Source organism: Paenibacillus sp. FSL W8-0919, from assembly GCF_038003785.1.
In the GTDB taxonomy this organism is placed as follows: domain Bacteria; phylum Bacillota; class Bacilli; order Paenibacillales; family Paenibacillaceae; genus Paenibacillus_AQ; species Paenibacillus_AQ lactis.
The window spans coordinates 4,788,056-4,805,108 of the sequence record NZ_JBBOPV010000001.1 but is presented as its reverse complement, the minus strand read 5'-3'; the positions used below and the strand labels follow the sequence as shown (position 1 = coordinate 4,805,108).

Sequence of the window (17,053 nt, the reverse complement as noted above, 5' to 3'; positions counted from 1 at the left end):
GGCGCTTGTCCCGCTACAATTAGGATTACCTTGGAGGGAGTGCGTAAACAGGAGGTGGAGATTACTTGAAAAAGAAAAGCAGCCTGCTGTCAGAACAAATGTCTGCACAGAGGAAACGTCTTATCCTCTTAGGGTTCACGTCGCTTGCGCTCGGTGCAGCCATCACAGTCCAGGCGGTGCTGCTCGCCGAAGCAGTCGAGAGGATTTTTGTTCAGAGATCGTCCTTGGCGTCGGTTGCTGGTATTCTTGGTGCATTGATTGGCGTGATGGCAGCGCGGACGCTGCTGTCGTATGGAAACGGGAGAATCGGCTTGCAAATGGCTTCCAGTGCCAAAACGAGCATGCGAGCAGCGGTGCTTCGTAAACTGTCCAATGCTTCGATGCCGATGTCGCTTCGCGGGCAAACGGGCGGCAAGGTGAGTGTGGCGCTGGATGCCGTGGATGAGGCGGACAGTTACTTCAGCCAGTATATGCCGCGAATGATGGAAGCAGCGGTTATTCCTGTCCTGATCTTGATTATGGTTTTTGCTCAGCATTTGAATTCCGGCTTGATAATGCTAGCGACAGCTCCTTTTATCCCGATATTTATGATTCTCGTTGGGCTGCAAACAAAGAACAAATCGGAGGAGAAATTTGCGCAGCTGGCCGAATTCTCCGGCACGTTTCTAGACTCCCTTCAAGGGCTGGTTTCGCTCAAGCTGTTCGGGCGGGCTCACCTCCAGCAGCAGGCAATTGAACGCAGCAGCTTAGGCTATCGCGATGCCACGATGGGGATTCTGCGGATTGCGTTTACCAACACCTTCATGCTGGAGTCCATCGTCATGCTGAGCATAGGCATTGTTGCGCTTGAGCTGGCCCTGCAGCTTCTCGTTTTCAAATCGCTGTCTTTTCAGACCGCGTTCTTGATCCTGCTGCTGGTGCCTGAGTTTTACAGCCTGTTAAAAAACACGGGAACGGCTTTTCACAGCGGGCGTACAAGCATGGGGGCAATTCGTAAAGTTGAGGAGCTGCTCGCGGAAAGAAGTGAAACCGAGGCTTCATTAACGAATTGGCAGGATGGCGGCGAAAATATGGACAAAACGCAACAGACCGAGCAGATGGATCCAGCGGATACTCCTGGGTTTGCCGATCGGAGCTCGATTCGGATGCCGCCAATCATCGAGCTGAGAGATGTCCGATTTCGGTATGCACCGGATTCGTTCGAGCTTGCAGTCGGCTCCATATCGTTTGGAGCGGGGGAGCAGATCGCCATCGTCGGAAAAAGCGGGTCCGGCAAAACCACCTTGCTGCATCTTCTTGCCGGGCTGCTGAAGCCGACGTCGGGGGAAGTGCTGGTGAACGGACGCCCGCGTTGGCAAATGGACGAGGCTCTATGGTTTGACCAAGTTAGTTATATTACGCAGCATCCCTATATTTTTGCCGGTACGTTAGCCGAGAACATTGCAATTGGCGCAAGCCGGGAAGTCTCCCGGGGCGAAATGGTGGAGGCGGCGAAGGCCGCCGGGCTTGCAGTTGTTGCAGACGAACTGGAGTTAGGCTATGACACCCCAGTCGGCGAAGGAGGCCGGGGGTTATCAGGGGGCGAGAAGCAAAGGCTGGCGCTGGCGCGCGCTTTTTTAAAGCGGCCCGCGGTTATTTTGTTCGACGAGCCTACGGTGGGACTGGATTTGCACACCGAACGCGTTCTGCAGCGGTCCATTGCCGAGCTGGCAGGCAGCGCAACCATGATTACCGTAGCCCACCGATTGTACACGATCCGGCATGCCGACCGGATATTGTATATGGACGACGGAGTGCTTCTGGACAGCGGGAGCCATGAGGAGCTGCTTGCACGGCTGCCCCAGTATGCCGAAATGGTCAATGCGCAGCGGAAAGGGGGATTTGCATGAGTGAGCTGGCGATTCTAACCAAAGCCATGATTCAGGAGCGGAAGGATATTGCCATCGCAATCGTTGGCGGATTCATTGCAGGCATCGCGGGGGTGAGCCTGTTTTCCGCTAGCGGATATTTGATCTCCCAGACCGTATTTGCCCCGCCGCTCTATACCTTGATCGTCCTAACCTCCCTCGTGAAGATTCTTGGATTGCTGCGGGCGGCAAGCCGCTACGCCGAGCGCTTGTATTCCCATCGGGCGACATTCTCGATGCTCAGCCGGCTGCGCACCTCATTCTTTGCCAAGCTGATTCCTTTGACCCCCGGCATTTTGGGCAGAAACCGCAGCGGAGGCCTGCTTGCACGAATCGTTGGGGATGTGGAAAGCCTGCAGCATTATTTTTTACGCGTCGCCTATCCTCCGGTCATTGTTGTCATGGTGTTTCTGGCTACGGTAATATTCACCTCCGTCTTTTCGATCTGGATTGCCTGTTTGTTCGTGCTGGGGATGTTGATTACGGCTTTTGTGGTTCCTGGAATCGTGCTGCTGGGGCAGCGTAGAAGACAGGGGCGCGTACGCGAGAAAAGGGCCGAGCTGTCCACGGAAGTGGCCGAAATGCTGTATGGTTACCGCGATCTAAAAGTATACGGGCAAATGAAAAAGCGCGAGCAGCTTCTGCAGGATGCCTCCGCCGCATTGGCGGCCGAGCAGGAGGCGGCAGCGCGCCACTTGCTGCGCGGTCAATCGCTGCATGCTTTCGTGGCCTATCTTATTTCCTGGGGAGTGCTGGTCCTTGGCGCGGTATTCATCATGAACGGTTCGCTAGCCGGCGTATTTCTCGCCATGCTGGTCATGGCTTCGCTGACTGTATTTGAAGAGGCGGCCCCAATGGCCACACTTCCTGCTTATAAGCAGGATAGCGAGCATGCGGCCAATAGGCTGGCGGAAACGGTTCTTGACGCTGATCGGCGGCAGCCCCAGCCAAGCGGTGCTTTATCCACCGATAAAGCCGTATCAGTCGAGCTGTGCGGTGTTTCGTTTCAGTATGAAGATGAATGCCGTCCTGCGCTGAAAGGCATTACCCTGTCTATTCCGCCGGGATCCAAGACCGCGATTGTCGGTCCGAGCGGCTCAGGAAAATCAACCCTCATCGATTTGCTGCTCAAGCTGCGCGTGCCAACAAGCGGCCTGATCCGATTGAACGATATATCGGTTCAAGAACTGAATGAAGCGAGCATTTGGCAGGCGTCGAATGTGGTGCTGCAGCACAGCCATTTTTTCCGGGGGACGATCCGGGACAACCTGCTGCTGGACGAGGAATCCTATACAGACGAGGAGCTGGCGGCAGTATTGGAGAAAGCGCTGCTTCCGAACAAATCGCTTGATGATCCCGTATATGAAAAAGGAGAGAATTTGTCAGATGGGGAGAAACAGCGCTTGGCCTTGGCCAGAGTGATGCTGCGCAAGGGACGTTTATGGCTTCTGGACGAACCGACGTCTTCCCTGGATTACGTGACGGAACAGCGTGTTCTCTCGCATTTGTTGACGGAAGCTGCCGATGATACCCTCCTGCTGATTTGCCATCGGCTGACCGGTTTGGAGAAAATGGACCGGATTGTTGTTTTGGACCAAGGGAGGGTTGTTGAAGCGGGAACTTATACGGAGCTGATGGAACAAAAGGGATATTTTTATGAGATGAAGCTCATTGAGCGGCAAATGATTGACGAGGCGTAAAGATAGAATACGAATCACCAATCGTACAACACTGATAGTTCAGACCTTGGCTGTCGAGAAAGTCTCGACAGCTTTTTTGTCTGGCACGCCATCTTTCCTTCAATCGAAAAATTCACAAAGGTGCCTCCATTGAAGGCTAACGTCCTTAAAACCATAGCCCGAAGGAGCCATTTAAAACGATGACCAATCGAGAGACAATGAGAAGGTTAATGCAACGGATTTAAGATGAGTTTGAAGGAGGGGCGTCATGTCAAGAAGCGGTATTAGACTCTTATTGACATTGGTGATCGTAGGATTGTTGACAGCCTGCGGCGGCCAGAAGAGCGGCGAAGGGGCGGCAAACACGGAAAGTCCGATCCCGGCTGTGTATAAACAGCGCTGCTTGTCCTGCCACGGGGATCAGCTCGAGGGAAGAGTCGGTCCGAATTTGCAAGCTGTGGGAAGCCGTCTTACCGAGGAAGAGATCGCCGCGATTATTTCGGATGGAATAGGCGGCATGCCGGCTTTCGGAAAAAGGCTGAGTGAGAAGGAGCTTGCATCCATTTCCGCATGGCTGGCCGAACATCAATAGAAGGGAGTTGACACGATAATCAATGAATAAGTCGGGAGCATGGTTATTATTCGCATGGCTGGTTGCGGCCGTCGCCACAAGCGGCAGTTTGTTTCTTAGCGAAGTATGGCATTTCACGCCATGCGTCTTATGCTGGTATCAAAGGATTTTCATGTATCCATTAGTCATTCTCTTGGGTATCGCGGCTTACAGGCAGCAGACATTTATTATTCCTTACATCCTGCCCCTGATTGTCATTGGCGGAGGCATATCAACTTATCATATCATCATTCAAAAGCTTCCGCGTTCGTCAGATGCCGCCGCATGCGGGCCGGTGTCTTGCCTGGACGACTACTTGAATTGGTTCGGGTGGCTGACCATTCCGATGCTGGCACTCGCGGCATTTCTGCTGATCGCTGCAGCACTTGGGCTGGCCGTGCGCGCGCAGAAACAAGAACAAGGCAATGAAGAAGCGGATGCGCATGTCTAGGATCCCTTGAGGAAATATCAATCCTTGGAGGAAGCTTCTCCTCATGGCGCGTGGACATGAACAGCGCGATATTGCCTGAAATGAACAAGAACAGCAGCCGGATTAGGATTTCCGCTGCTGTTCTTTTAATAAGGTCTGGATATCGGCCAAAATCTGATCATTCTCCATATCTTCACCCATTCGGTAAATACGGCGTACACGCTGCTGGCCGTCAATCAATAGCAGTGATGTGACGGAGTGCGCAAACAAGCCGTCATCCAGGCGTACGATCGAAAAATTGTACTGGGAAGCAAGCTCCTTCACCTCATGTTCTTCTCCACGAAGCAAGGTCCAGCCGCTCTGATCGATTCCCATTCGATCCGCATATTGCCGCAGCACCTCAGGCGTATCGTTATTCGGGTCGAACGTGATCGACACAAACTCAACGCCGTTCCCAAAACGTCCCTGTTCTTGAAGCTCTGCCTGAAGCGCGACCATATTCGCGGTTGTCGCAGGACAAATGTCCGGGCATCGTGTGAAGATAAATGAGGTTAGGCGGATCTTCCCGTCGAAATCCTTGTCCGTTACGGTTTCACCTTCAAGATCAGTTAATGCGAATCCAGGGGATTCCATTTTGACCGGAAGCGAATCCGAACGGAACGAGGATTGCAGCACCAAGTAACCCACAGCAGCGATACAGAGAATGATGATTGCCATAACATATCGGCGCATTGAAGATTTGCGAGCTCGTGACATTCCGTTTATCCTCCATATTCTTTGGTAAATAACGGTTTCAATTGTACTGAAAATGGTGCTGCCTTACCATGACTCCTTAGAGCCATGGAATCCCCTCTGGAATAAAGCCCTTTCCTTTCCCGACACAAATGTGTCGATGTTCAACTATGGAAATAGCTCTTATGAGTTATAGGAGCGAACGATTGAACTTGCTACAATCTGGGATATTACATCGGTACAGGAGAGGGAGGGAAGTAAGCATATGAAGCAAAGGATCGTTTCGCTCGTGTTGGTTCTATCGCTTATCGGAACGATGATAGCTTGTTCGAGCGAAGAACCTGTTGATTTGGAAGCTGTTCAAGCGGAGCTGACGACAAATCCGGAGACCGTCATCGCAGGAAGCCAGGCGGATATGAAAGTAACGGTTACCGGAATGAAGGTATCGGACACGGCACGGGCAACTTTCGATGTGCGGATTGGAGATGAGCCGGTGCTTATGGATGCGATTCATGAAGGGGATGGCGTATTCAGCGGAGCATTCACCTTCCCGGGCAAGGGCGTTTATACCGTCTATATTCACTTGTACGAGGACGATATCCATATCACGAAGAAGAAGCAGGTCGAGGTCAAATGACAAGGTCAATCAACAAATGGGCTCTTCTCGCACTATTGGTTGTATTGGCGATGATGCACGGAAGTCCGGCCCGGGCGGAGGACGAGCTGATGGGCCTTCAAGAGATCGTGGACCAGGCCAATCCGGGGGCCACGCTAGTGCTGAAGCCTGGCACATACCAGGGACCGGTTGTCGTTAACAAGCCGTTAACGATACGGACGGAGGGGGAAGGGAACGTCGAATTAATTAATAGAAGTCAGCTTCCTGCCCTATCGATCGATGCTGACGGCACAACGGTTGCCGGACTCCATATTACCGACGGAATGGTTAAGGAAACGCCAACGGTGCTCGTCAGAGGTCATCGAGCTGTCTTGAACGGCCTCTACATTCGGACTGGCGGGGATGGAATTGCGGTCCGTGACGCGGATGAAGGCTTGGTGACGAATACTACGATCGATTGGGCGGCTGAAGGCGTGCGACTGGCGGACAAAGGGAATGGCGTGGATGTGTTCAATGGGCATCGCTGGAGGTTCATGGACAATACGATTCGAGATGTTCATGACGGCATCTATATGGAAAACAGCGATGATACGCGTGTAACCGGAAACCGGATTGAACGTTCCCGGTATGGAATCCATTGCATGTACACGAATCGAACGGTCATCGAACGAAACGAAGGCAGCTTGAATGTGACCGGTGCCATGGTGATGACGGCCAGGCAAGTATCCGTTATCGGGAACTCGTTCTCCAAGCAAAGCGAAAACGTGAATTCGCAAGGGATCTTGCTGTATGACACGCATGATTCGGTTCTGGCAGACAATACGGTTGATGGTAATCGGGTCGGCCTGTATGTTGAGCTGTCGACGGGCAACCGATTGGAGAATAACGAGGTTCGTTACAATTTTGTGGGGATCCAGCTTCTGGACTCCAGCTCCAATTCCATCGCCCACAACCGGTTTACCGGCAATGTTGCGGACGCCCAGGCACGGAGCAGCGAGGACAATAGGATCATCGAAAACTATTGGGACAATTTCCGAGGCATCGATGCAAATGGAGACGGGAACAGCGATATTTCATACGCGATTAACCCGTTGTTTCAGGAACTGACGAAAAAACGCCCGGCGTTCCAATTGTTCTTCCAATCCCCGGGGATGGTGTTCCTCGAAGGGCTCTATCAAAGTGACCGGGATCGCTGGACTACGGATGCTGCTCCGTTAATGACGCCTCCTATGAGTGAAAACCAGATCGGGGATGCGGAAGGGAGAACCCTTACAGGGATAGCCGGACTCGTGTTATTAGGATGTACCGGGACACTATTTTTTTGGATGAGGAGACGAATGTCATGAGTAAAGGAATGAAATTGAATGCGATCCTCGCAGCATTGCTGCTGCTTCTATCCGCTTGCGGGGGAGAAGCTTATAAACCGCAAGCCATTAACGAGGAAACGGATGTATGCGTGATCTGCAAGATGGCGGTTAAAGATGATCAATATGCGACTCAAATCGTAACCAAAGACGGTCAATCGCTTAAATTCGATGATATCGGTTGTTTGAACACATGGAAGATCGAGAATGGGACCGATACGATCGGAGCCGCCTTCGTCCGGGATTACAACAGCAAGCAATGGCTTCGTTACGAGAAGGCTTACTATGCTTATGATCCTTCCTACAAAACGCCGATGGCTTACGGGATTTTGTCATTTGAGAAGGAAGAAGACGCCAAAGCTTATATTGAAGAACAAGGTACGGGGAAGCTGATGACGGCCGATGAGCTCCGTGATCATTCGTGGGAGGTCAATCGCGACATGATGGATATGGAAGGGATACATGATCATGGTCACCCGCCTGTTGAGGAACAAGATGAAGCTGCGGATCATGATCCTCCAGCGCATCAAGAAGGGCATTCGACACCTCCTGAACCTCCCGCATCCGGAGGCCATGGCTCATGAAAGACATGAAATACGTCGCTATACGCGAGATGAACATCGGGTTTCGCAACCCTTGGGCATATTCATTCATGGCTCTTTTCGCAGTATTCATGCTCAGTTTGCTAATCATACATACCCAAGGGGGTGTGAGCGGATTTTCCGGCACCAGCGGAACCATGTTAAACCTGGCGTTGTACTTGCTCCCCTTGATGGCCCTGATGCTGGGCTCATTCTCCTTAACCGGCGAGAAGGAAGAGGGCAACTGGGAGCTGCTATCGACGTATCCGCTTGGCACTTGGCCGTTTCTGGCAGGAAAATATATCGGGCTGTCTGCAGTGCTGCTCTCCATCGTCGCCTTCGGATTCGGGCTGTCCGGGTCGGCAGGCTGGCTTCTCGGCAGCGGTTTTGATTTTTTAACGTACAAGCAGCTGCTGGGCTTCTCAATCGGGTTATCTCTGTTTTATCTCGGCATTGCCATGTTGATCGGTACGCTCGCCCGCAACCGCTGGCAGGCTTTAACGATAGCGGTAGGCGTCTGGTTCTTCACCGTCATCGCATGGCCTTCGCTCCTCATTGCTATGCTGGGCATGATGCCATATCTCTGGATTAAGCCGGCGATAACAACACTTACTTTTCTGAATCCGGCTGAATTGACGCGTTTGTTTACCGTCGTCAAGTTAGGAGGAGGCTCGACGCTGGGACCTGAATATTACAAATGGATGATATGGATCCGTTCACCCTGGGGCACGCCCGTTTTTGCGGGTGTGATGCTCGTATGGATAGGTGCTGCTCTTGCCGCTGCTTATGGTTTATGGGAAAGGGGAAGAGGTCGTGGGTGATCAGCTCGTACGATTCGATGCGGTTCATAAGGCATTTAAGGGAAAGGTTGTCATTGAAGAATTGAATTTGAAGGTCGCTCACGGCGAAGCGGTCGCTTTGTGCGGAGGCAACGGAGCTGGAAAAAGCACCTTGCTGCGGATGCTGGCGGGAATCTTGCACCCGACGAAGGGTGTTATCACCGTCAACGGGCAGACATGCCGGGACAATCGGCGGGAATATGCCCGGCACATCGGTTATATGCCGGATGATTATCGCTTTAGTCCAGGATTAACGGCACTGGAGACCATGCTGTTCTGGGCCCGGCTTCGCGGACTCGGGCAAGCCCGTGCACGGGAAGCGTTATCGATGGTTGGTCTCTCGGATACCGGCAGCAAATCCGTGGCCTCCTTCTCTAAGGGCATGAGACAGCGGGTATTGTTCGCGCAAGCGATAATGGCACGGCCGCTGCTCGTCATTATGGATGAACCGACGAATGGCCTTGATCCTTACTGGATGGATACGTTCGTCATGCTCGTTCGCCAGGCAGTCGCCGAAGGCCAGACTATCCTCTTCTCCACGCACCAATTGGAAATTGCCGAAGCTTTGGCGGATCGGATCGTTTTTTTAAGGGATGGGAATGTGGTGCTGGACGGGAATACGGGAGAGCTTCGACAAACATATGGAGCTGAGGGGATGCGCAGAGCATTCCGGGAGTTGTTTGGGATAAACGGAGGAAGCCCGAAATAGCGAAGCAGGCAGCGAGTCCGCAGGCGGGCCGCTGTCTTGTTTCACTTTAGGTGAGGCGGTGGCCGGCGTTCAAGCCGCCCGTCAGGCTATTATTTAAGAGCTTAACGGCCAACATGTATGCCTAATTTGTGAGCAAGGAGATGAACAGGGTGATCCGCAGAATGATTCAGTATATGCTATTGATGGTTGTCCTAATCGGAGGCGTGTATGCCGTGTCACGTTTTTTGGGTGATCCGCAGGTTCTTGCTATTCCAGGAGAAGCAGCGCCGGAGTTCTCAGCCGTGGATCTGGAGGGGACAGAAATCCGTCTTGCCGATTACAAAGGGAAGGGCGTTGTCCTGAATTTCTGGGCCTCCTGGTGCAATCCGTGCGTCAACGAACTGCCGCTTCTTAACGAGGCTCATAAGTTAACAGGCGTGGACATGCTGGCGATCAACGTGGGGGAGGGCAAAGAAACGGTGCAGCATTTTGCTGACCGGTATGACCTCGAATTTCCGATCGTATTGGACTCCGAGATGAACATTAAACAAAAGTATCAATTGGTCGGAATGCCACTTACGATCATCATTGATGAAGACGGGACTTTGGTGGAACGACACGAAGGGGAGCTGACAGAGATGGAAGACATCATATTCCTGATGAATCGGATCAGGCAAGACGATTAACATTCGCTAAAGGTTCCCAATGCAATATAATGGATCCATGCATCAATCAGCTAGAGGGGAGAATGATTGTGACCTATAAACAAAACAAATGGCTGATTCTTACGATTCCTACCCTGACGATCGGGGTCTGGGAGTATGTCCGGCATGAGTTTCTGCTGCCGTATATTTCGATGGAGCTTGGAAACTGGCTTGCCCCGGTCATTGTGCTGCTCGTATCCTTGCTGTTCTTGACTAAATTATTTGCCATGATCGAACATAATCAAGAGGAGCTTAATCGTGCAAAAGCGATCCGCGCCGTGCTGGAGGAACGAGAGAAAATCGCAAGGGAGCTTCATGACGGCATCGCGCAATCCCTGTTCTTTTTGAACGCGCAGATCTCGCAAATGGACCGCATGAATCAAGCAGACGGACTTCCGCTTCATAAATTGAAGGAGAGTGTTCATCGCACCAATGATTATGTCAGACAAGCCATCGCCAATTTGAGGCATGATGCCGATGCGGATAAAAATCCGTGGCTGCAAGGCATTGAGAGCTTGATCGATGAGCTGCAGCAGGAAACCGCTCTGGAAATTGAGACGAATTGGCGCATTCCGGAAACGATGCTGTCTTCCAAAGAGCGAGTGGAGTTATTCGCAATCATCCGCGAAGCGCTGCTTAACATTCATAAGCATGCGGAGGCGAAGCAAGTCCGAATCGAAGCGCGACCAACAGAATCGGGGTGGATGTGCCAGGTCGCGGATGACGGCAAAGGCTTTAACCCAGATAATATGATGATCCGTAATCGATACGGGATCCAAATGATGCGCGACCGTGCCAAGACGATGTCCTGGCATTTCAGCCTGGAACGTAAAGATGGGGACACGCTGGTAATCGTTCGAAAGGGGGCATATTGAAATGTCAAAATTCCGGGTGTTAATTATCGATGATAACGGGATGGCCAGAGAAGGGATCCGAATGATCCTGGAAAGCGATCCTGTCTTTGAAGTCGTGGCGGAAGGAAGCAGCGGAGAAGAAGCCATTACCTTAAGTGAATATTGGATGCCGGACCTGGTGCTGATGGATATTCAAATGCCGGGAATGGGCGGCTTGGAAGCAACGAAGAAGCTTAAAGAAGCCTTCCCCTATATCAAGGTCGTTATGGTTACGGTATCCGACGATATTGCGCATTTATTCGATGCGCTTAAGAAGGGCGCCCAGGGCTATTTGTTGAAAAATATGGAGCCTGAAGCGTGGCACGAATATTTAAGAGCAGTCGCCATCGATGAAGCGCCGGTAACGCGCGAGCTGGCGTTTCGAATCCTCAAGGAAATGTCCCCGAAGCGTGCGGACGAGGTTCAAGATCATCCTTTAACTGAGCGGGAGCATGAAATTCTAGTGCTCGTTGCCGAGGGAATGAGCAATAAGGAAATTTCAGGCGATCTAAGCATTTCAGAGCATACGGTGAAAAATCACCTGAAGAACATCCTTCAAAAGCTGCACTTGGCCAATCGGGTTCAGATTGCGCGTTATGCTTATGAACAAGGCTTGGTAGGCAAGAAGCAGCAATGAAGCAGCAACGAACCAGCAATGAAGTGCAAGTTAACAATGAAGTAGCAAAGATGTAGCAGGCTTTGATGGAATAACGATTGGCGATAGGCTGCTATACTTGCGCCGCAGCTTTCTAACCTGAGACATTCTTATCCTTCAATCGGCTTCATATAATGAACAGGTATCTCCCAATTCATGCCGGCTTATCCGATCAGCGTTTAAGTCGCAATGGAGGTACCAGCAGCAATGTGAAGCATGAGGCAGTTTTCAGAAGGGAGTAATCGTCTTGGATACAGCAGGAAACAGCTTGGCGCTCGTTGCCCTTACCGGATTGATGGGTGCACCGCATTGTTTCGCGATGTGCGGAGGCATCGTGTCGTCGGTTGCACTTCGCGCACAAGGCTCGCCAATGGCTTTGATCCTCGCATATAACGCAGGGAGAGTAGCAACTTACGCGGCAATCGGCGGTTTTATGGGCTTGGTCGGCTCTTTTCTGGATACTGCAGCCGGATTCGTCGGGCTCCAATCTGCGGCCAGCATCATTGGCGGCTTGCTGATCTTGTTATGGACCTTTCGTCGGTATACGCTCCCGATGTTTCGCACGCATCCATATAAAAATTCTCGCGTTCAGTCGAAGCTGCAGCAGCTCGGACAACGTTATGAAATTGTTGCAACCTTTTTGACTGGGATTCTGCTGGGCTTTTTGCCATGCGGCTTGACTTATGCAATGCACATGAATGCTGCCGCCTCGGGAACCGCAGCAGAAGGTTCGCTGATTATGCTGGTGTTCGGCATATCGACGTTTCCGGTCTTGCTTCTGACGGCGATGTCTGCGGGAAGCCTTACGAAAAGATGGCGCAGGGCGATGCGCAGGATCGGCGGATATCTGGCCGTCTTGATGGGGTTGCTGTGCATTCTGAAAGGTCTAAGTGCGAATGGCTGGATACCTTCCGTGCACCCTTGGCTATGGTGATGGGGGGCTTTTTCTCTTTAATGAACCTTAAAAACGGTGCTGACTTTGACATACCGCTCCTTCCACTGTAATTCGGCTTCGGCTTGCCATTTCCCGCGCATGACGGGCACCACTGTCGCATGATATACCCCGGGTTGAATCTCCTCAATGGAAGCAGGAAAAACCCCGCAAAACATATCCGGCATGGTAATGTTCAAATCGAAATCCGCGCCTGTTACGGGTATTCCGGATAACTCGTCAATTTGCAGCTCAAAGGTGGTCTCCTGCATCGATACCGCTGATGAATCAACCGGTGTTATTTGCATGCGGATTTGATCATCGATATAAAGAGCCTCTGTTGATGGATGGTCTTCCACTAGACGAAACAAAATGAACAAGAGCATAAAACCAAACAACAACAGGATGATCCATCTCGCTTTCATGCTTCGCCTTCTTCCTATAATTCATAACGTTAATTACTGATGTTATATGTATCTGACATGCAGAAAATGCCGGAATTTGTGCTGGAGTGCAGATAAAGCATACATAAGATAACAGAAGCAAAAGGGACTATCTCCATTATCTATGCTCTTGTCCCTAGGCGCATGAATGAACAAGGCTTAATATTGAAAACCTATGTAAGTGGTATACATTCTCGATTTCCGAAGGAGGAAGACTGACATGGCTCACCAGAAGAGAAGGAAAGAAGCTGCCTGGAAGTCGCGTAAGCAAGCACAGCACCCCCATGGAAAAATCAGATCGCTCAAGGAATTGTCCGGCGAATAGGATGAGGAGTATACTGCTTGGAAGTAAAGGACTGTCGGTTAGGTTTTAACTTGCCGGCAGTCTCTTTTTTATGAAAACGGGCGGTCCTGCGACTATATTCATAATCGATTCATGGCCAAAAACAAAGAAATCATGAGATTTCAAAAGAAAAAAGTGGATTTTATGCTTTGATTTCAGGCGGAATGCGAGACATTATGTCCTGATCAACTTGAAGATTCAAAGAACTATTCCATAAAATACTATATTATCAGCACTCGACATTATAGAGTGCTAACAAATCAAGGGCGAAGGAGGGAAGCCGATACAATATTAGCGTCAGTGTCCAAAGCTGGCGTAAGCTTGTTTGTCGAATCATTTTTTGGGAACAGGAGGATTTCGAAGATGAATGTACTGTTACTTGCCGGTGGATTGGGAACCCGACTTAGACCGATGACGGAGAACATGCCGAAGCCGATGGCACCGATTCTGAATCGTCCGTGGCTGGAACATCTCATTCTTCATCTGAAGGAACAAGGCGTTCACCGTTTCGTTATCGCCCTTAAGCATCATCCCGAAAAAATAAAAAACCATTTCGGCGACGGCCGCCGGCTGGGCGTGTCGATCCAGTATACGCTTGAAGATAAGCTGCTGGGGACTGCCGGGGCGATCAAGAATGCCGAGGCTTTACTCGATGAACAATTTATTGCCATGAATGCGGATATCGTCCACGATATTGAACTGAAGCCGCTGCTGGATTTCCATCGATCTCACGGAGGAAAGGTAACGATCGGTCTGACGGAGGTTGAGGACCCTAGCGCGTACGGGGTCGTTGAGCAGGACGATACGGGGCGCATCTTGCGTTTTGTGGAGAAGCCCCGCTTGGACGAGGCCCCTTCGAGACAGATCAACGCAGGTATTTACATCATGGATAAAAGCGTGCTCGCAGCGATTCCGTCCGATCGGGAGGTCTCCATTGAACGCGAAACGTTTCCACATCTCATCCGCGAAAATATGGGAGTCTTCGGTACGACGATTCAAGGCTATTGGGCGGATATGGGCACCAAAGACAGATACCGCAAAATTCACTGGGATCTCTTAACGGGACAGAGCCGGATCCAAATTCCCGGACACGTCCAGGATCAAGGCATCTGGATCGGCAAGGGCTCTAAAATCGGAGCCGGCGTCCTCCTCGTTCCGCCGGTATTGATCGGAGATCACGTACGAATCGGAGCGCGGGCCGTCATCGGGCCTCATGTGGTGCTCGGCAACAAGTGCACGATCGGCCCGAACGTCCGGCTATCGGAAACGATCCTGTGGGACGGCTGCCGGGTAAACGAGGGAGCGTACTTAAACAACTGCATATTCGGTTACAATCTCGAGCTCGGCCCAAGACATATTTTGCATGAAGCCGTAATGAACCGACTGGGAGTGATGCAAGCATGACCCGGGTGGCTTATATCAGTACTTACGTTCCGAAGAAATGCGGCCTGGCCACGTTCACTTTTCATTTGCGCCAGGCGGTCCATGCAGTGAAGGAGTGGAAAGCGAAGGATCCCGTCATCGTGCTCCACGATGGGGAAACCGATGGCCTGCAGGATCCGCTGCTGTGGCTGCTGCGTCGCGATTGCGAGAACGATTATGAGAAGATGGCGTACAGAATCAACCAGTCCGAAATCGAGGTCATCTCTCTCCAGCACGAGTTCGGGATATTTGGCGGCGAGGCCGGCCGGCACATCTTGCGTTTCATACGCAATCTGAAAAAACCGCTGGTGACTACGTTTCATACGGTGTTTGAGTTGCCCCGTGAACCGTACGCAAGCATTCAGCGGGAAATCGCCGAGCGAAGCGACCGGATCGTCGTGATGAACCGCAAAGCGATATCTTATTTAAATCGCTCGTTCGGCATTCCGGAGGAGAAAATCGTCTTTATACCGCACGGTACGCCCGAGCCCGATTCGGAGCGGCGGCAGGCATTCCGGGAGCAGCTGGATTGGGCCGATCGCAAGGTGCTGATGACGTTCGGGCTGCTGAGCCGCGGAAAAGGAATTGAATTGATCCTGAGGATTTTGCCTGAAATTGTTAAAAAGGTGCCTCAAGTGTTATATGCCATCGTCGGCCAAACGCATCCGGAGGTCAAGAAATGGGAAGGAGAGAAGTACCGCGAAGAGCTGACGGCCATGATCGCTGACAGCGGGATCGGTGACAATGTCGTCATGATCGACCGTTACATGGAGGAGAACGATCTGGTGCGCCATATTACGGCATGCGATGTTTACGTGACACCGTATCCGGGCATGGAGCAGATCACCAGCGGAACGCTTGCCTATGCGGTCGGCTTGGGACGGCCAGTGGTTTCGACTCCGTACTGCTATGCACAGGATTTGCTCGCCGATGAACCCGAGCTGCTGATTCCTGCTGATGACGAGGCGTTATGGCGGGAACGGATCGTGTCGCTGCTGACCAACGACGTGATGCATCAAGATGTCGTCCGGAAAATGAAGCGGCTGGGGCAAACGATGCATTGGCCAAGCGTCGGGCATGAGTACAACCTTCTGTTTACCGAGGTGGGGAGACATGGAAAGGCGATCCGTTCGGTTTGACCATCTGATCAAGATGACCGATGATACCGGCATACTCGAGCACGGGTTCGGGACGATCCCCCGGCGCAACGAAGGATACAGCACGGACGACCAGGCCCGTGCGTTATGGGTTTGTCTCGAATGGTTCAAGCATGGGCGTCCTGAAGACCAACAACAACTTGAGCGGTTAGCCGAGATCTATATCGCCTTTTTGCTGTGGGCGCAAAAGGAAGATGGTCATTTTCATAACAATTTTGCCTATGACCGGAGCAAGGAGCCGGAAATGCCTTCCGACGATTGCCTTGGACGCTGCCTTTGGGCTTGTGCGAAGGCAATGACAGCAGCACCCGCCCCTTCGTTTGCGATGGTTGCTGAATCGATCTTTCAAAAAGCGCTGCCGCAGGTTGACCATTTGCGGTATCCGCGGGGATGGGCTTACAGCATCGCCGCACTCGGCATGCTGCAGCGTGCCGGATATGATATCGATCTGACCTCCCATATCCAAGAGCTTGCGGAACGTCTGGCTGCCCTCTATCGTCGGAATTCGGCTCCAGGCTGGTCTTGGTTTGAATCGGAGATCACTTACAGCAATGCCGTGCTGCCATGGGGGATGCTGTGGGCTCATGAAATGTTGAACCGGACGGACTTGCTTGACATCGCTTTGAGTTCCCTTGACTTCCTAATCGGTTTGTCGCAAAACGAAGCGGGACAGATCCGGCCGGTAGGCAGTCAAGGGTGGTGCCGCCAGGGGTATCGGGCTTTGTGGGACCAGCAGCCGATCGATGTCATGAAGCTGGCGTTAGCGTCTGCCAAGGCCTATGAGCTGACGAACATGCACAAATATAAATCGGCCGTCACGAAGTGCCGCAATTGGTTTTACGGCGGCAACGATCTCGGAGCCCCAATGATTAACGAGCGGGACGGCAGCTGCTGCGACGGCTTGAGCGCCGACGGACCGAATATAAACTGCGGGGCGGAAGCCGTCATCTCTTACTTGATGACCGAAGCTATTTACGAAGAATGGATAAAACATTAAGCGCAATTCGCCATTATCCAATAGACATCATACAAAAAGAGGTGGACAACGATGCCTTTGAC

The 17,053-nt window shown here is 51.8% G+C and carries 19 protein-coding genes; 17 read left to right on the top strand and 2 right to left on the bottom strand.

Features of this window, described 5'->3' with window-relative positions; all coding sequences use genetic code 11:
• Positions 1–65 precede the first annotated feature (65 nt).
• The 4 genes from cydD (at position 66) to NST44_RS21730 (ending at position 4,647) form a co-directional block, all read left to right on the top strand.
• Positions 66–1,889, top strand: a complete 1,824-nt coding sequence (cydD, locus tag NST44_RS21745) for a thiol reductant ABC exporter subunit CydD (RefSeq protein ID WP_007131321.1) — start codon at positions 66–68, stop codon at positions 1,887–1,889.
• A complete protein-coding gene (gene cydC / locus NST44_RS21740; protein WP_007131322.1) occupies positions 1,886–3,607 on the top strand; it encodes a thiol reductant ABC exporter subunit CydC in 1,722 nt (573 codons plus the stop codon). The genes cydD and cydC overlap by 4 nt, the downstream gene beginning before the upstream one ends.
• 247 nt (positions 3,608–3,854) lie before the next feature.
• A complete protein-coding gene (locus NST44_RS21735) occupies positions 3,855–4,178 on the top strand; it encodes a c-type cytochrome (protein WP_007131323.1) in 324 nt (107 codons plus the stop codon).
• Positions 4,179–4,200: 22 nt separating this feature from the next.
• Positions 4,201–4,647 (top strand): disulfide oxidoreductase, encoded by a 447-nt coding sequence (locus NST44_RS21730; protein WP_007131324.1) that lies wholly within the window; start codon positions 4,201–4,203, stop codon positions 4,645–4,647.
• Between the two features lie 102 nt (positions 4,648–4,749).
• Here NST44_RS21730 and NST44_RS21725 read toward each other — a convergent pair whose 3' ends face one another.
• A complete protein-coding gene (locus NST44_RS21725; RefSeq protein WP_007131325.1) occupies positions 4,750–5,382 on the bottom strand; it encodes an SCO family protein in 633 nt (210 codons plus the stop codon).
• A gap of 241 nt (positions 5,383–5,623) precedes the next feature.
• Here NST44_RS21725 and NST44_RS21720 point away from each other — a divergent pair, with 241 nt between their 5' ends.
• The 9 genes from NST44_RS21720 to NST44_RS21680 all read left to right on the top strand — a co-directional run bounded on the left by NST44_RS21720 (position 5,624) and on the right by NST44_RS21680 (position 12,632).
• Positions 5,624–5,995, top strand: coding sequence for a hypothetical protein (locus NST44_RS21720; RefSeq protein WP_007131326.1), 372 nt, complete (start codon positions 5,624–5,626; stop codon positions 5,993–5,995).
• On the top strand, positions 5,992–7,320 hold the full coding sequence (locus NST44_RS21715; protein WP_007131327.1) for a right-handed parallel beta-helix repeat-containing protein: 1,329 nt from the start codon (positions 5,992–5,994) through the stop codon (positions 7,318–7,320). Before NST44_RS21720 ends, NST44_RS21715 begins: the two co-directional genes overlap by 4 nt.
• Complete coding sequence (locus NST44_RS21710) at positions 7,317–7,922, top strand: nitrous oxide reductase accessory protein NosL (protein WP_007131328.1); 606 nt, start codon at positions 7,317–7,319, stop codon at positions 7,920–7,922. The genes NST44_RS21715 and NST44_RS21710 overlap by 4 nt, the downstream gene beginning before the upstream one ends.
• Positions 7,919–8,740 (top strand): ABC transporter permease, encoded by an 822-nt coding sequence (locus NST44_RS21705; RefSeq protein ID WP_007131329.1) that lies wholly within the window; start codon positions 7,919–7,921, stop codon positions 8,738–8,740. The genes NST44_RS21710 and NST44_RS21705 overlap by 4 nt, the downstream gene beginning before the upstream one ends.
• Positions 8,733–9,467, top strand: coding sequence for an ABC transporter ATP-binding protein (locus tag NST44_RS21700; protein ID WP_028404260.1), 735 nt, complete (start codon positions 8,733–8,735; stop codon positions 9,465–9,467). Before NST44_RS21705 ends, NST44_RS21700 begins: the two co-directional genes overlap by 8 nt.
• Positions 9,468–9,616: 149 nt before the next feature.
• Positions 9,617–10,132 (top strand): redoxin domain-containing protein, encoded by a 516-nt coding sequence (locus NST44_RS21695; protein WP_007131331.1) that lies wholly within the window; start codon positions 9,617–9,619, stop codon positions 10,130–10,132.
• A 62-nt stretch (positions 10,133–10,194) separates the two neighbouring features.
• Positions 10,195–11,025 (top strand): sensor histidine kinase, encoded by an 831-nt coding sequence (locus NST44_RS21690; RefSeq protein ID WP_340900592.1) that lies wholly within the window; start codon positions 10,195–10,197, stop codon positions 11,023–11,025.
• Between the two features lies 1 nt (position 11,026).
• A complete protein-coding gene (locus tag NST44_RS21685) occupies positions 11,027–11,680 on the top strand; it encodes a response regulator (RefSeq protein WP_007131333.1) in 654 nt (217 codons plus the stop codon).
• A 313-nt stretch (positions 11,681–11,993) separates the two neighbouring features.
• On the top strand, positions 11,994–12,632 hold the full coding sequence (locus NST44_RS21680) for a sulfite exporter TauE/SafE family protein (protein WP_445670729.1): 639 nt from the start codon (positions 11,994–11,996) through the stop codon (positions 12,630–12,632).
• A 17-nt stretch (positions 12,633–12,649) separates the two neighbouring features.
• Here the strand turns inward: NST44_RS21680 and NST44_RS21675 are convergent, their stop codons facing one another.
• Entirely contained in the window at positions 12,650–13,054 is a 405-nt protein-coding gene (locus tag NST44_RS21675) for a FixH family protein (RefSeq protein ID WP_340900587.1), read from the bottom strand.
• A 238-nt stretch (positions 13,055–13,292) separates the two neighbouring features.
• Here NST44_RS21675 and NST44_RS21670 point away from each other — a divergent pair, with 238 nt between their 5' ends.
• The 4 genes from NST44_RS21670 to NST44_RS21655 all read left to right on the top strand — a co-directional run bounded on the left by NST44_RS21670 (position 13,293) and on the right by NST44_RS21655 (position 16,991).
• Positions 13,293–13,397, top strand: coding sequence for a DUF6254 family protein (locus NST44_RS21670; protein WP_222119631.1), 105 nt, complete (start codon positions 13,293–13,295; stop codon positions 13,395–13,397).
• Between the two features lie 381 nt (positions 13,398–13,778).
• Entirely contained in the window at positions 13,779–14,819 is a 1,041-nt protein-coding gene (locus NST44_RS21665) for an NDP-sugar synthase (protein WP_340900585.1), read from the top strand.
• Complete coding sequence (locus tag NST44_RS21660; protein WP_340900584.1) at positions 14,816–15,976, top strand: glycosyltransferase family 4 protein; 1,161 nt, start codon at positions 14,816–14,818, stop codon at positions 15,974–15,976. The genes NST44_RS21665 and NST44_RS21660 overlap by 4 nt, the downstream gene beginning before the upstream one ends.
• Positions 15,951–16,991, top strand: coding sequence for a glycosyl transferase (locus tag NST44_RS21655; RefSeq protein ID WP_340900582.1), 1,041 nt, complete (start codon positions 15,951–15,953; stop codon positions 16,989–16,991). The genes NST44_RS21660 and NST44_RS21655 overlap by 26 nt, the downstream gene beginning before the upstream one ends.
• The last annotated feature ends 62 nt before the right edge of the window (positions 16,992–17,053 follow it).